This window comes from Castellaniella denitrificans, from assembly GCF_027214045.1.
GTDB lineage: Bacteria > Pseudomonadota > Gammaproteobacteria > Burkholderiales > Burkholderiaceae_B > Castellaniella > Castellaniella denitrificans_A.
In genome coordinates, this window is sequence record NZ_JAPWHE010000005.1 from 97,908 (window position 1) to 111,732 (window position 13,825).

Genomic DNA, 13,825 nt, shown 5'->3' on the forward strand with positions numbered 1-13,825 from the left:
CTTATATAAGATAGAAGTCATGTGTGCGATGCATCATCGGCGTAGACTGTCTTTCATCGATGACCGGTTTTTTCTTCTTTCAGGAGCACCATCATGACTTCCCGCGAAACCGAAGTGCGCAACCTTCAACGCAGCTGGGCCGAGGACGCCCGCTGGCAAGGCATCAAGCGGGGCTACGGCGCCGACGAAGTGGTGCGGCTGCGCGGCTCCGTGGTGGTGGAGCACACCCTGGCACGTCGCGGCGCCGAGCGGCTGTGGGATCTGCTGCACACGGAAGACTTCGTCAACGCGCTGGGCGCGCTCACCGGCAACCAGGCCATGCAGCAGGTGAAGGCCGGCCTGAAGGCCATCTACCTGTCTGGCTGGCAAGTGGCGGGCGATGCCAACATCGCCGGTGAAATGTACCCCGACCAGTCGCTGTACCCGGCCAATTCCGTGCCCAGCGTGGTCAAGCGCATCAACAATACCCTGACGCGTTGCGACCAGATCCAGTGGATGGAAGGCAAGAATCCGGGCGACGCCGGCTACGTCGATTATTTCGCCCCGATCGTGGCCGATGCCGAGGCCGGTTTCGGCGGTGTGCTCAACGCCTTCGAGCTGATGAAGTCCATGATCGAGGCGGGGGCCGCCGGCGTGCACTTCGAGGACCAGCTGGCTTCCGTGAAGAAATGCGGCCACATGGGCGGCAAGGTGCTGGTGCCCACCCGTGAGGCTGTGGCCAAGCTGGTGTCGGCCCGCCTAGCGGCCGATGTGCTGAACGTGCCGACCTTGCTGGTGGCGCGCACCGACGCCGAGGCCGCCGACTTGTTGACCAGCAACATTGACGAGAACGACGCGCCCTTCGTCACTGGCGAGCGTACTGTGGAAGGCTTCTACCGTACCCGCGCCGGCCTGGAGCAGGCGATCGCCCGCGGTTTGGCCTACGCGCCTTACGCCGATCTGATCTGGTGCGAGACCTCCACCCCCAACCTGGAATATGCGCGCAAGTTCGCCGAGGCGATCCACCGCCAGTTCCCTGGCAAGATGCTGGCCTACAACTGCTCGCCCTCATTCAACTGGAAGAAGAATCTGGACGACGCGACGGTGGCCAAGTTCCAGCGCGAGCTGGGCGCCATGGGCTACAAGTTCCAGTTCATCACGCTGGCCGGCTTCCATGCCCTGAACTACAGCATGTTCGAACTGGCCCATGGCTATGCCCGCACGCAGATGAGCGCCTTCGTGGAACTGCAGCAGAAGGAATTCGCCGCTGCGGACAAGGGCTTCACCGCCGTCAAGCACCAGCGCGAGGTCGGGGTGGGCTATTTCGACGCCGTGACCCAGACCATCGAGGGCGGCCAGTCGTCCACCACGGCGCTGACCGGCTCGACCGAGGAAGCCCAGTTCGACCAGGCGCACGAGACCCAGGCGGCCTGATCACGACAGAGTGAGAGAGGACGAGGCGGGACAGCCGACAGTCCCTTGAGGACTGTCGGCTGCCAGACGAGTCGGAGCGGCGTGCAAGCCGCGACGTGGGCGAGGCGGAGAAGCGGTCCACTTCGCGGCGTGCAAGCCGCGACGTGGGCGAGGCGGAGAAGCGGTCCACTTCGCGGCGTGCAAGCCGCGACGTGGGCGAGGCGGAGAAGCGGTCCACTTCGCGGCGTGCAAGCCGCGACGTGGGCGAGGCGGAGAAGCGGTCCACTTCGCGGCGTGCAAGCCGCGACGTGGGGGAATGTTTCAAACCGAGAGACATCCCGCGACAGCCGCTGGTCTGGCAGATAGGGAGGAAGTCCCCCTCGGTGTGCTTTCGGGAAGGCTCGCGCCTTCCCGTTTTTTTCGTCCGTGTTTAGGGGCGGGCTTTCAGCCGGACAGGCGCGACCGATGGTGATGCGCAAGCTGCCGCCGGTCTTCCAGTGTGGAGAGCGCCACGGCGATCACGATGCCGATCAGGGCGCCCAGCAGGGTGTCGGCCACCCGCTCTGGCGCGAGGGACGCGTCGGCGGCGGGTGCGGCCAGGTGCGTCATCAACAGCGCCATGGGCGTGACGAGCACCTGCCCGAGCCCGTAGTTCAGGCCGATGACGATTTCGGTGAGGATCTGCAGCAGCGCGAGCATGGCCAGAATCGGCCAGACCGAGGGCTGCTGGGCGAGCAGCAGCCATGCCAACGACGCGCCCGCCATCGTGCCGGCCATGCGTTGCAGGGCACGGTGCATGCTGATGTGGAGGTGGCTGCCCTGCATGACGGCGACGGCTCCCATCGCCGCCCAGGCCGGATGGGCTAGGCCCAGGGCGTGGCTTGCGAAGACGACGACGAGCGCGGCGATCGCGGCGCGTGCCGCCATGAAGCCCAGTTCGCCCAGGGACCGCTCCGGGTCTTGCGGGAAGGGCAGGTCCGGCGTCGGCGGGCGGCGCAGGGCCTCGCTGGCTACGCAGATCAGCCAGGCGGCCAGGGCGGCGATGGCGGTGGCCAGCGTGCGTTCGACGACCTGCGCCAGGTCCAGCGTGTCCGTCATCGCGGCACCGACCGCGAAAATGAAGATCAGCGGACCGGGCGCGCCGAACCGGTGCCGGAAGCAGATCAGCAGGTAGAAGCCGCAGGATGCGGCCAGCAGAACCAGTTGGGCCGCTGGCGGCCAGCCCAGCCAGGCGGTCGCCGACATGGCGAAGACCGCGAAGGTCTGCCAGAACGCGCATTGCAGCACGATCCCCGTGCGGCTGCGTCGCGGCGCGAAGCGCCCGAACAGCGCCACCAACGCGCCCAGCGAGGCAAAACCCACCAGATGCGCCCATGGCGAGCACAGGAACAGTGGCACGCAGAGCGCGGTGGCGAGCGCCGCCTGCAGGCCCGCGAGTGCCGAATTGCGCACCGGGGGCGGCGTGCCCAGCCGGAAGCTTTCCCGGAAGCGGTGTGTGTGCAGCAGGTGGCGCACCGCGTCGCGCCGGCGCGTGGGCAGGGCGGCATGCGCCGGATCATTCATCGTCCGGACATCGTCCATGTCAGCGGGTCTCCGGATGGCGGTGCGTCGTCATGGGCGGCGTTTCTTCGAGCGCTTCGATCCGCTGTTCGATGCGGTCGAAACAGGCCAGCACACCGGCAAGATCCTGGTCGGACAGGCCGGCCAGGAGCGTTCTTTCGCCCTTGCCGAGCTCGTGGCGGATGCGGGCCACCCGGCGTTCACCTTCGGGCGTGAGGCTGACCAGCCTGGCGCGTCCGTCGGTTTCGCAGCGCCGCCGCTCGATCAGGCCCTGGCGTTCGAGGATGTCGAGCACACGGACCAGGCTGGAACCATCGACGCCGACCCGTCGCGCCAGGTTGGTCTGGCTGATTCCGCCGCCCGTTTCGTCCAGATGAATCAGCGGCGCCCAGGTCGCATCGGTGAGCCCGGTCTGCGCGAGGTGCGCGTCGAGCCTTTGGCGCCAGCGCCGGGCGAGCAGAGAAAAACGGATGCCGAAGCGCGCGCGCGGGTCGGACGACGAAGCCTGGGTCGGTTTCTGGTGCATGGGAGCCATATAATTTGATTTGCAAATCAAATTATATGGGCGTGCGAAAAATGGCGCCATCAGCAGAGGCCCGGCCCGGGGCGGGTATTGGTTTTGATCTGCATCAAGGGGAATGGGTGGTCTCATGGCTATAGTTCACCCTATGCGCGCATCCTCCCTTTTCACGCCTCCGCCGAACATGACCGATGCCATGCGCCGCGCCCGGCGGCACATGCTCGCCCGCACGGGCCTGGCCTGGCTGGTGATGATGCAGGTCATGATGCTGGCTTTCCCAGGCTATCTGCGCCACGGCGCGCGCGCGCCCGACGCCCAGCAATCCCTGGAGCAGGCCATCGTGCTGATGAACTGGCTCAGTCTGGTCCTGTGCGTCCCGCTGGTCCTGTACTGCGCCTGGCCGGTCTGGCGCGGCGCCTGCCGCGCCCTGTCGCGCCGGCGCGTCGGCATGGACGTGCCGGTCGCGCTGGGCATCCTCGCCGCGTTCGTGCCCAGCGTCGTCGCCACCTGGCGCAACGCGGGGGAAGTCTATTTCGATTCGGTATCCATGTTCGTGGCCTTTCTGCTGACGGCCCGTTTCCTGGAAACCTGCGCCCGCCAGGCCGTCAGCGGCCAGCCCCACGAAAGCCGGGATGTCGAATTGCTGCGGTCCGCCGACCGGCTGGCCTTCTGGTTCGTCTGCCTCCAGATCCTGCTGGCCGCCGTGGTCGGCCTGTATTGGTGGAATGTTCAGCCGGATCATGCGGTCGCCGTGACAGTGGCCCTGCTGGTCATGAGCTGTCCCTGCGCCATGTCCATGTCGGTGCCGTCCGCCCTGGCGGCCCGCCACGCGGCGCGGCTGCGCGCGGGCGCGGACGGAGTGCGCGACCCGGCGGCGCTGGATCGCGCCATGCGGCGCGTCGCGCGCCAGAACCTTCATGGATCCCTGGCCTGGCACTTGCTGATGGCCCCCTTGGCGGCCTGCGGCTGGGTGCAGCCCTGGGTGGCGGCCATCACCATGTTGCTCTCGTCCCTGGCCGTCGCGGCCAACGCCTGGCGCCTGACGCGCCCGGTGGACGGCGGGGCGGGGGGGCGCCAGGCGGCCGCCCAGCCTGTCTGAGGCCGGCCATGGATGCACTGTTTCTGCTTTTGCCGATTTCCCTGCTGTTCGTCCTGGGGATCGGCGCGGCGTTCTGGTGGGCGATCTTCGCCGGCCAGTTCGACGACACCCGGGATGCGGCCACCGCCATCCTGGACGATGACGATCAGGCCCACCCCGGGGCACATTGACCTATATCAAGGCTGTTTCGGGGCGGGTAAGGGATTATTCAGCTTTTCAAAAATTCACGTCTTAACCTTGTTCTGAGGGGAATGTTTATGGGCACGACCGGTACAGCCGGGGCACCGGCCGAAACCTTCAATTACGGCGTCGTCAGACAGTTCACCATCGCCACGATTTTCTGGGGCGTGGTGGGCATGGCTGTCGGCGTGCTGATCGCATCGCAATTGATCTGGCCGGAACTGAACTTCAACATTCCGTGGCTCAGCTACGGGCGCCTGCGGCCGCTGCACACCAACGGGGTGATTTTCGCCTTCGGCGGCAGTGCCTTGTTCGCCACTTCCTATTACGTCGTGCAGCGCACCTGTCAGGTCCGTCTGTTCTCCGACAAGCTCGCTGCCTTCACTTTCTGGGGCTGGCAGGCCGTGCTGGTCGGAGCCGTGATCACATTGCCTCTGGGTTATACCTCGTCCAAGGAGTACGCCGAGCTCGAATGGCCGATCGACATCCTGATCACCCTGGTCTGGGTGGCCTACGCCATCGTGTTCTTCGGCACCATCGCCAAGCGCCGCGTCCGGCACATCTACGTGGCGAACTGGTTCTTCGGATCCTACATCCTGACGATCGCCATCCTGCACATCTTCAACAACCTGGCACTGCCGGTGTCGTTGTGGAAATCCTATTCCGCCTACGCGGGGGTGCAGGACGCCATGGTGCAGTGGTGGTATGGGCATAATGCCGTGGGCTTCTTCCTGACGACCAGCTTCCTGGGCATGATGTACTACTTCGTCCCCAAGCAGGCGGACCGTCCGATCTATTCCTATCGCCTGTCGATCGTGCACTTCTGGGCGCTGGCCTTCACCTACATGTGGGCCGGTCCGCACCATCTGCTGTACACCTCGCTGCCCGACTGGACCCAGTCGCTGGGCATGGCGTTCTCGCTGATCCTGCTGGCGCCGTCCTGGGGCGGCATGATCAACGGCATCATGACCGTCTCGGGCGCCTGGCACAAACTGCGCACCGATCCGATCCTGAAGTTCCTGGTGGTGGCGCTGTCGTTCTACGGCATGTCGACCTTCGAAGGCTCCATGATGTCCATCCGCACGGTCAACGCGCTGTCGCACTATACCGACTGGACGATCGGCCATGTGCACTCCGGGGCCCTGGGCTGGGTGGCGATGATCACTTTCGGTTCGATGTACTACCTGATCCCGCGTCTCTATGGCCGCGACAGCATGGCACGCCCGGACTTCATCAATCTGCACTTCTGGCTGGCGACGCTGGGGGTGGTGCTGTATATCGCCTCGATGTGGATCGCAGGCGTGATGCAGGGCCTGATGTGGCGCGCCACGGGCGAGGACGGCATGCTGACCTACAGCTTCGTCGAGGCCGTGAAGTCCACTTACCCGTTCTACGTCATCCGCATGATCGGCGGCCTGTTCTTCCTGACGGGCATGGGCCTGATGGCCTGGAACACCTGGCTGACGGTGCGCGGCCAGCCCCGGGTCAATCCGGTGGTGCCCCTGGACAGTCCGGACGCCCGTGCCATTCCCCAATCCGCTGTGCCGGCATCGGCCTAAGGAGTTGACCATGTCTGGTACCAAGAAACGCTTTTCCCATGAAATGTTGGAACGCAATGTCGGCCTGCTGATCGTATTCAGCATCCTGGTGGTGTCGTTCTCCGGCCTGGTGCAGATCATTCCGCTGTTCTTCCAGCATTCCACCACCACGGCGGTCGAGGGCGTCAAGCCCTACGAGGCTCTGCGGCTGGTGGGGCGCGACGTCTATATCCGCGAGGGCTGTGTGGGCTGCCATTCCCAGCAGATCCGCAAGCTGCAGTCCGAGGTCCAGCGCTATGGTCCTTACTCGATCGCCTCGGAGTCCGTCTACGATCATCCCTTCCTGTGGGGTTCCAAGCGCACGGGTCCGGATCTGGCGCGCGTCGGCCAGCGGTATTCCGACGAATGGCACCGCATCCATCTGCGCAATCCGCGCAACGTGGTCAAGGAATCCAACATGCCGGCCTACCCCTGGCTGCAGAAGAACACGGTCGAGGGTGCCGACGTCCAGGCGCGCATGAGGGTCCTGCGCACGCTGGGCGTGCCCTACACGGACGAGGAAATCGCCGCCGCGCCCGAACAGCTCAAGGGCAAGACCGAGGAAGACGCGGTCGTGGCCTACCTGCAGGGCCTGGGCGTGGGCGGCCGCGCCGCCGCGCAGCAATCGATGATCGACGGGGGACGCTGACATGCTCGGCCTCATCAACGGGATCATGACTGTGCTGGCGATAGTGACGTTTGCCGGCATCGTGTGGTGGGCCTGGTCGACACATCGTGCCGAGGCCAATCGCCAGGCCGCGATGCTGCCTTTCGCCCTGCCCGAGGAATATCAGAACGACAAGAACACCGGGGAATCAAATGAGTGATTTCGTCAGCAGTTTCTGGAGCTACTACATCGCGGTCATCGCCCTGGGCGGGATCGTCTGGTGCGTGTATCTGCTGTTTTCCCAGCGCGCCTGGCTCAAGCGCGACGTGGAGCAGGTCGAGGACACCGGCCACGTCTGGGACGGCGACCTGACCGAACTGAACAATCCCGTGCCGCGCTGGTGGACGGTGATGTACCTGGGGCTGTGCATTTTCGCGCTGGGCTACCTGGTGCTGTATCCGGGGCTGGGCAGCTGGAAGGGCACGCTCGGCTTCACGGCCGGACAGCAGGTCCTGCAGGAGCAGGACGCGTTCAACGCGCGCATCCAGCCCGTGTACGAGCGTTTCCGCGACATGCCCATTCCGGACATCGCGCGCGATGAACAGGCCCAGGACATCGGCCAACGGTTGTTCCTGAACAACTGTGCCCAGTGCCACGGCTCGGACGCCAAGGGCGGCCGCGGCTTTCCCAATCTGACCGCGGGCGCCTGGCTGTATGGCGGGTCGCCGGAACAGATCCAGCAGACCATCACGGAAGGCCGTCACGGCGTGATGCCCGCCTGGGGCGCGGCGATCAAGCCCGACGAGGCCTCGGCCATCGCACAGTACGTCCGCTCCCTGTCCGGGCTGGCCCACGATCCGCTGCGCATCAATGCCGGCAAACGCGGGTTCGAGACCTACTGCGTCGCCTGCCACGGTATCGACGGCAAGGGCAACCAGGCCCTGGGCGCGCCCAACCTGACCGACGATGTCTGGCTGTATGGCAGCTCCGAGGCCACCATCGTCGAGACCATCCTGAAAGGCCGCGACAACCAGATGCCCGCCCAGAAACAGCACCTGACGCCCGAGCAGATCCGCCTGCTGACGGCCTGGGTCTGGGGTCGGTCCAACCGCTAACAGGACAGAGGACGCCATGCAGAAGGAACCCCCCCAGCAGGCCGCAGCGCAGACGCCGCGCGACGACCCGGCCTGGCAGCCCGTGCGCAGGATACGCAAGGGCTCGGGGGGCGGGACTTCGCCCCAGGTCGAGAAGGCGCTGGCCGAGGTCCGCTCCAAGATCTATCCCCGGTCCGTCCAGGGGAATTTCGCGCGCATCCGCGTGCTGATGGTGTTTCTGACCCAGTTGGTCTTCTACGGCCTGCCCTGGGTCGAATGGAGCGGTCGCCAGGCCGTGTTGTTCGACCTGGGCGCGCGCAAGTTCTACCTGTTCGGCATGGTGCTGTGGCCTCAGGATGTGATCTACCTGACGGTGCTGCTGGTGCTGTCGGCTTTCGCCTTGTTCCTGTTCACGGCCATGGCGGGGCGCCTGTTCTGCGGCTACGCCTGTCCGCAGACGGTCTATACCGAACTGTTCATGTGGATCGAGGCCAGGGTCGAGGGCGACCGTCTGGCCCGCATCCGCCTGGACGAGCAGCCCTGGAACGCCCGCAAACTGCGCATCAAGGCCACCAAGCATTTCCTGTGGGTGGTCCTGGCCCTGTGGACAGGCTATACCTTCATCGGCTATTTCGCGCCGATCCGCGAACTGGGCGCGCACCTGGTGGCTTTCGACCTCGGCCCCTGGCAGTGGTTCTGGATGTTGTTCTACGCCTTCGCCACCTGGGGCAATGCCGGGTTCATGCGCGAGGCCGTCTGCAAGTACATGTGCCCCTATGCACGCTTCCAGAGCGTGATGGTGGACGATGACACCTTCGTCGTGACCTACGATCACGTGCGCGGCGAGCCGCGCGGCGGGCGCTCGCGCAAGATCGATCACAAGGAAGCCGGCATGGGCGACTGCGTGGACTGCAGCCTGTGCGTGCAGGTCTGTCCGACCGGCATCGATATCCGCGATGGCCTGCAATACATGTGCATTGGCTGCGGGGCCTGCGTCGACGCCTGCGACACGGTGATGGACAAGATGGGCTACGAGCGCGGCCTGATCCGCTACACGTCGGGCAACGCCATCACCGAACGGCTGACCCAGCCGCAGGTGCGTCGCCGCATGCTGCGCCCCCGCGTGCTGGCCTATTCGGCCTTGCTGGGGGCCATCGCCATTGCGTTCGTGTTCTCACTGGCGACGCGCACGACGCTGCGGGTGGACGTGATCCGCGACCGGGGCGCGTTGGGCCGCGAGGTCGCCGGGGGCCTGATCGAGAACGTCTACCGGCTGCAAATCATCAATTCCGACGAAAGCCCGGTCGATCTCGACCTGCGCGCCACGGGGGTGCCGGGCCTGGTCCTGCTGACCGCCGACCAGGGCGTTTCCAGTGTGCGGGTGGAGGGCTCGGCCAACCGGCTGGTCCCGGTGGTGCTGCGCGCGCCGGCCGACGGTCTCAAGCCGGGCCTCTACGACATCCAGTTCGAGACGACCGGCACGCGGGATTCCGGTGAGGCCGCCACGGTGATCGAACAATCCAGTTTCTATGTGCCGAATTGAGTCACGAGGAGAAAACGTCATGACATCGAGAACCCGTGAAACCGAAGCGCTGTCCGAGGGGTTGCCCTGGTGGCGGCACCGCTGGCCCTGGCTGCTGATCCTGGGCCCCGCCCTGGCGGTGGTCGGCTGCGCCATCACCATCGTGCTGGCATTCCAGTCCTACGGAGATCAGGCTATCATCGACGGAGGGGCCCGGCAGGGTCTGGTCGTCACCGCGCCCGCGGCTTCGGCGGCGCAGCGTTGAATTCACTGTTCACCTATGGGAGACAGGCTTTGCACGCACGCAATCTGATGTGGATCCTGTGGCCGTCCTTCCTCATGGCGGGCGCTGCGAGCGCGGTCGTGTTCGCGCTCGTCGACCCCCTCGATGTCGTGTTCCTGGGACATCTGCAGGCGGGCCGCATCACGGTGTACACCGTGGGCTTCTTCATTTTCTGGATCATGGCGGCCCTGTCCAGCGCGCTGACGCTGCGCATCGCGCCGCGCGGGGTCGAACTCGACGAATTCGGCGATCCGGTGGAATAAGGCAAAGGCCCCCGAGAGGGAACGCTTTTTATCTTGGGGCGGACCGGCGGTAAAAAGGGCCTAGCTGCAGTCCGTGCCGGACAATGCCTGCAGGCCGGCCATGTCCAGGATGTGGACTTCGCGCTGCTGGACGCGGATCAGTCCCTCGCGGGCGAAGCGCGAGAACAGCCGGCTGACGGTCTCCAGGGTCAGCCCCAGGAAATTGCCGATTTCCTCGCGGCTCATGCGCAGGATGAATTCATAGGGCGAGTAGCCCAGCACCTGCAGGCGCTGGGACAGGTTCAGCAGGAAGGCCGCCAGGCGCTGTTCCGAGCGCAGGCTGCCCAGCGCCAGCAACAACTGGTGTGAACGGCTGATTTCCTTGCTCATCAGGCGGCGCAACTGGCGTTGCAGCGAAGGCAACTGGGGCGCCAGCCGATCCATTTCGTCCAGCCGGATGATGCAGACCTCGGAGTCTTCCAGGGCGATGACATGGGAGACCTGCTGATCGTTCATCAATCCGTCCAGGCCCAGGACCTCGCCGGGCAGCAGGAAACCGGTAATCTGGACCTGGCCGTTGGCGTCCTCGATCTGGGTCTTGAGCGATCCGGACCGCAGGCCGTAGACGGCGTCGGCGGCATCCCCCTGGCGATACAGCGTGCCGCCCTTGGACAGGCGGAAGCGTTCCTTGATCAGTTCATCCATCTTGACCACGTCCTGTCGCGTCATGCCCAACGGCAGGCAGATGGCATTCAGCATGCAGGTGGAACAACGCGTCGACTCGGGCGCGACGGAAATGCGCCGGGGAGCGTTGGCCCTTCGGATCGGCCCGGAAGATGGAGGGTCAGCCAGCAAAATGGAACCTACCAAAAAAAAAGAGTTTCAGGGAAAGGCCCCTGATCTCATGAGGGATTATAAGTTCTTTGCCGGGACATTTGGGGTCTGCACTATTCATTTCCCGGAATTCGGTCGTGAAACTTGAGGTTTGTCGGCTGTTCCTGAGAATCTTGCGCCCCTTCCGGGGGTGTTGCCGTGAACCAGGTTGACATAGAAATTATCAACCTCCATCATCGAAGCAAGAAATATTTCGTCGTCAAATAAACAGGAAGGGGAAATCATGAGGTTTTTCGATCGATTGCTGGGAGGCGCCTTGCTGTGCGCGGCCAGCCTCGGTCTGGCCGGCGCGGCCTGGGCCGAACACGCCGGCGCGCCGGGCACGGACCAGACGGTGACCTACAAGCCGGACGTCACCTTCACGTTGCGCACGTCGATCTCCGGCGGCAAGCTGGTGTTCATCGGCGATCGCGGTGCGATCGCCGACGCGGTCAACCCGGACCTGAAGGTGCCCGAAGGGGCCGTGGTCCAGATCAATCTGATCAACGGCGACGGCGCCACCCACGACATCGCGGTGCCGGATTTCCATGCGCATTCGGACCAGATCTCGGGCAAGAACGCGGCCACGGCCATCGTGTTCAGGGCATCGAAAAACGGCACTTACGAGTACCTGTGCACCCTGCCGGGCCACAAAGCGGCGGGCATGGTCGGCAAGCTGGTCGTCGGTGAGCCTTCCCAGGAGGCCAGAATCGAGGCGCCGCAGATCGCGCACGATCCGTCCATCGTCGGGACTCCGGTGGGCAAGCGGGGGCCTCAGATGGTGACGGTGGATCTGCTGACCACCGAGGTCGAGGGCCGCCTCGGCGACAACAGCACCTACCGGTTCTGGACCTTCAACAACAAGGTGCCGGGGCCGTTCATCCGGGTGCGGGTCGGCGACACGGTCACGGTCAACGTGTCCAACGCCAAGGACAGCACACACATCCACTCGGTGGACTTCCACGCGGTCACCGGACCGGGCGGCGGGGCCGCCGTGACCCAGGTGCCGCCAGGCCAGACCAAATCCTTTTCCTTCAAGGCGCAGCACCCGGGCCTGTTCGTCTACCATTGCGCCACGCCGATGGTGGCCCAGCACATCACCAACGGCATGTACGGCATGATCCTGGTCGAGCCCGAAGGCGGCCTGCCCAAGGTGGACCGCGAGTTCTACGTCATGCAGGGCGAACTCTATACCGCTCAGGCTCACGGTGGCAGCGGTCTGCAGGAATTCTCGCTGGAAAAACTGCTGGCGGAAAACCCCGAGCACATGATGTTCAATGGTTCCATGGACGCGCTGACCAAGATCTACCATATGGAATCCCGGGTCGGGGATACAGTACGGATCTTCTTCGGCGTGGGCGGTCCGAACCTGACTTCCAGCTTCCACGTCATCGGCGAGGTCTTCGACCGCGTCTACGATCAGGCCTCGCTGACCAGCAAGCCGCTGACCGATGTGCAGACCACGCTGGTGCCCCCGGGCGGGGCCACGATGGTGGAGTTCAAGACCGACTATCCGGGCCGCTACCTGTTGGTGGACCACGCCCTGTCGCGGGTGGAAAAGGGGCTGGCGGGCTTCCTGACCGTCAAGGGCAAGGAAGACCCGGCGATCTTCCACAGCGACGAGCCGGTCGACCCGCATTCGGGACACTGAACGGGGATCGGACGCCGCCTGATTCCGTCTCTCGCAAACGCCCCGACATGGATCGGGGCGTTTTTTTGCCTTGACCCTGATTATTCATGGGCTTATCATTTCAATAGAAATTAATTCTAGAGGACATATCACCGTCATGACTACCCAGACGGATGCGCAGCAGGCATACGACCTGCGGATCCTGCGGGCCGTGCGCCGCATCACCCGGGCCGTCGCCCTGCATTCCCGGCAATTGTCCGCCTGCAGCCACATCACCGGCCCTCAACTGGTCTGCTTGCGGACTGTGATCGAGAAGGGACCGATGACGGCCACGGCCATCAGCCGCGAGGTCCACGTCAGTGCCAGCACGGTCGTCGGCATCCTCGATCGTCTGGAAGACAAGGGCTTGATCGTGCGCGAGCGCGGTCGCGCGGACCGTCGGATCGTGTTCGTCAGCGCCACCGACGCCGGCCGCGATCTGGCGCGGGATACTCCGTCGCTCCTGCAGCAGAAGCTTGCCGAGGCGTTGAAGGCGCTGCCGGAACTGGAGCAGGCCACCATCACCCTGTCGCTGGAGCGCGTGGTGGATCTGATCGAGTCCGGCGCCGGGCTGGTCCCGGCGGTCGACCCCCAGTCGCCCATGCTGGACGTCCCGGTGGGCGGCGTGGCGCCCGAATCCGGGCTGGTGGTTTGACGGCTCGCTTGCCGCCGGACCGCCGGGCGCGGCTGCGCCCGCCGGATCGAGCGGACGGGCCGGCGCTGCGGGATCTCGTGGCGCGCTGTCCGCCGCTGGATCTGAATTCCGTCTACCTCTATCTGCTCCTGACCGAGCATTTCCCCGACACCTGCATCCTGGCCGAGGACGACGAGGGCCTGCTGGGCATGGTGACGGGCTACCGCCCCCCGGGCCGGGACGACACGCTGTTCGTCTGGCAAGTGGCGGTCGACCCGCGGGCGCGCGGCCGGGGGTTGGGCCTGGACATGTTGTTGGGCCTGTTGTCGCGCTGCGCGCGGCATCCGGCGCACTGGATCGAGACGACGGTAGGGCCCGGGAACCGGGCCTCCCGCGCGTTGTTTTCCCGGCTGGCCGCCCGATTGGGCGCTCCGCTGGGTGAAACGGCGCTGTTCGACGCCGCGCTGTTCGGCGCGGACGCTCACGAGGCCGAGCCGCTACTGCGCATCGGCCCGTTCACACCGCCGGCCCCGGACGCGGACCGGATTCCATGAACGATGAAAAGGAGGAACC

Annotated in this window: 17 protein-coding genes; 14 read left to right on the plus strand and 3 right to left on the minus strand. The window is 65.3% G+C overall.

The window, feature by feature from the left end; all coding sequences use genetic code 11:
- Nucleotides 1-93: 93 nt before the first annotated feature.
- The gene (gene aceA / locus O4H32_RS08865) at nt 94-1,413 is read left to right on the plus strand and encodes an isocitrate lyase (protein ID WP_269358365.1); all 1,320 of its coding nucleotides are present in this window, start codon (nt 94-96) and stop codon (nt 1,411-1,413) included.
- Nucleotides 1,414-1,836: 423 nt separating this feature from the next.
- Here the strand turns inward: aceA and O4H32_RS08870 are convergent, their stop codons facing one another.
- Together O4H32_RS08870 and O4H32_RS08875 are read right to left on the minus strand one after the other, a co-directional pair.
- The gene (locus tag O4H32_RS08870) at nt 1,837-2,973 is read right to left on the minus strand and encodes an FUSC family protein (RefSeq protein WP_269358367.1); all 1,137 of its coding nucleotides are present in this window, start codon (nt 2,971-2,973) and stop codon (nt 1,837-1,839) included.
- Between the two features lies 1 nt (nt 2,974).
- Nucleotides 2,975-3,478, minus strand: coding sequence for a MarR family winged helix-turn-helix transcriptional regulator (locus tag O4H32_RS08875; protein ID WP_269358369.1), 504 nt, complete (start codon nt 3,476-3,478; stop codon nt 2,975-2,977).
- Between the two features lie 178 nt (nt 3,479-3,656).
- Between O4H32_RS08875 and O4H32_RS08880 the strand changes: the two genes are divergently transcribed.
- The 9 genes from O4H32_RS08880 to O4H32_RS08920 all read left to right on the plus strand — a co-directional run bounded on the left by O4H32_RS08880 (nt 3,657) and on the right by O4H32_RS08920 (nt 10,097).
- Complete coding sequence (locus O4H32_RS08880) at nt 3,657-4,571, plus strand: P-type ATPase actuator domain-containing protein (protein WP_407932637.1); 915 nt, start codon at nt 3,657-3,659, stop codon at nt 4,569-4,571.
- Between the two features lie 8 nt (nt 4,572-4,579).
- Nucleotides 4,580-4,741 (plus strand): cbb3-type cytochrome oxidase assembly protein CcoS, encoded by a 162-nt coding sequence (ccoS, locus tag O4H32_RS08885; RefSeq protein WP_269358372.1) that lies wholly within the window; start codon nt 4,580-4,582, stop codon nt 4,739-4,741.
- An 87-nt stretch (nt 4,742-4,828) separates the two neighbouring features.
- Nucleotides 4,829-6,310 (plus strand): cytochrome-c oxidase, cbb3-type subunit I, encoded by a 1,482-nt coding sequence (ccoN, locus tag O4H32_RS08890; RefSeq protein ID WP_269358374.1) that lies wholly within the window; start codon nt 4,829-4,831, stop codon nt 6,308-6,310.
- Nucleotides 6,311-6,320: 10 nt separating this feature from the next.
- Entirely contained in the window at nt 6,321-6,977 is a 657-nt protein-coding gene (gene ccoO / locus O4H32_RS08895; RefSeq protein ID WP_269358376.1) for a cytochrome-c oxidase, cbb3-type subunit II, read from the plus strand.
- A 1-nt stretch (nt 6,978) separates the two neighbouring features.
- A complete protein-coding gene (locus O4H32_RS08900) occupies nt 6,979-7,155 on the plus strand; it encodes a cbb3-type cytochrome oxidase subunit 3 (RefSeq protein ID WP_269358378.1) in 177 nt (58 codons plus the stop codon).
- Nucleotides 7,148-8,050 carry a cytochrome-c oxidase, cbb3-type subunit III gene (gene ccoP, locus O4H32_RS08905; protein WP_269358379.1) on the plus strand — a complete coding sequence of 301 codons (903 nt, stop codon included), beginning with the start codon at nt 7,148-7,150 and terminating at the stop codon, nt 8,048-8,050. The genes O4H32_RS08900 and ccoP overlap by 8 nt, the downstream gene beginning before the upstream one ends.
- Nucleotides 8,051-8,066: 16 nt before the next feature.
- On the plus strand, nt 8,067-9,572 hold the full coding sequence (gene ccoG, locus O4H32_RS08910) for a cytochrome c oxidase accessory protein CcoG (protein ID WP_269358381.1): 1,506 nt from the start codon (nt 8,067-8,069) through the stop codon (nt 9,570-9,572).
- A 19-nt stretch (nt 9,573-9,591) separates the two neighbouring features.
- Complete coding sequence (locus tag O4H32_RS08915; protein WP_269358382.1) at nt 9,592-9,816, plus strand: hypothetical protein; 225 nt, start codon at nt 9,592-9,594, stop codon at nt 9,814-9,816.
- Nucleotides 9,817-9,863: 47 nt separating this feature from the next.
- Nucleotides 9,864-10,097, plus strand: coding sequence for a hypothetical protein (locus O4H32_RS08920; protein ID WP_407932641.1), 234 nt, complete (start codon nt 9,864-9,866; stop codon nt 10,095-10,097).
- A 60-nt stretch (nt 10,098-10,157) separates the two neighbouring features.
- On the opposite strand, the gene O4H32_RS08925 is transcribed toward O4H32_RS08920, so the two are convergent.
- The gene (locus tag O4H32_RS08925; RefSeq protein ID WP_269358386.1) at nt 10,158-10,835 is read right to left on the minus strand and encodes a helix-turn-helix domain-containing protein; all 678 of its coding nucleotides are present in this window, start codon (nt 10,833-10,835) and stop codon (nt 10,158-10,160) included.
- On the opposite strand from O4H32_RS08925, the gene O4H32_RS08930 reads away from it, so the two are divergent.
- From O4H32_RS08930 to ectA, 4 genes are all read left to right on the plus strand, one after another.
- Nucleotides 10,834-11,058, plus strand: a complete 225-nt coding sequence (locus tag O4H32_RS08930; protein WP_269358388.1) for a hypothetical protein — start codon at nt 10,834-10,836, stop codon at nt 11,056-11,058. The genes O4H32_RS08925 and O4H32_RS08930 overlap by 2 nt on opposite strands.
- 135 nt (nt 11,059-11,193) lie before the next feature.
- The gene (gene nirK / locus O4H32_RS08935) at nt 11,194-12,600 is read left to right on the plus strand and encodes a copper-containing nitrite reductase (protein WP_269358390.1); all 1,407 of its coding nucleotides are present in this window, start codon (nt 11,194-11,196) and stop codon (nt 12,598-12,600) included.
- Nucleotides 12,601-12,736: 136 nt separating this feature from the next.
- Nucleotides 12,737-13,273: a MarR family winged helix-turn-helix transcriptional regulator gene (locus O4H32_RS08940; RefSeq protein WP_269358392.1), complete on the plus strand. Its 537-nt coding sequence runs from the start codon at nt 12,737-12,739 to the stop codon at nt 13,271-13,273.
- On the plus strand, nt 13,270-13,806 hold the full coding sequence (gene ectA / locus O4H32_RS08945; RefSeq protein WP_269358394.1) for a diaminobutyrate acetyltransferase: 537 nt from the start codon (nt 13,270-13,272) through the stop codon (nt 13,804-13,806). Before O4H32_RS08940 ends, ectA begins: the two co-directional genes overlap by 4 nt.
- Nucleotides 13,807-13,825 lie beyond the last annotated feature (19 nt).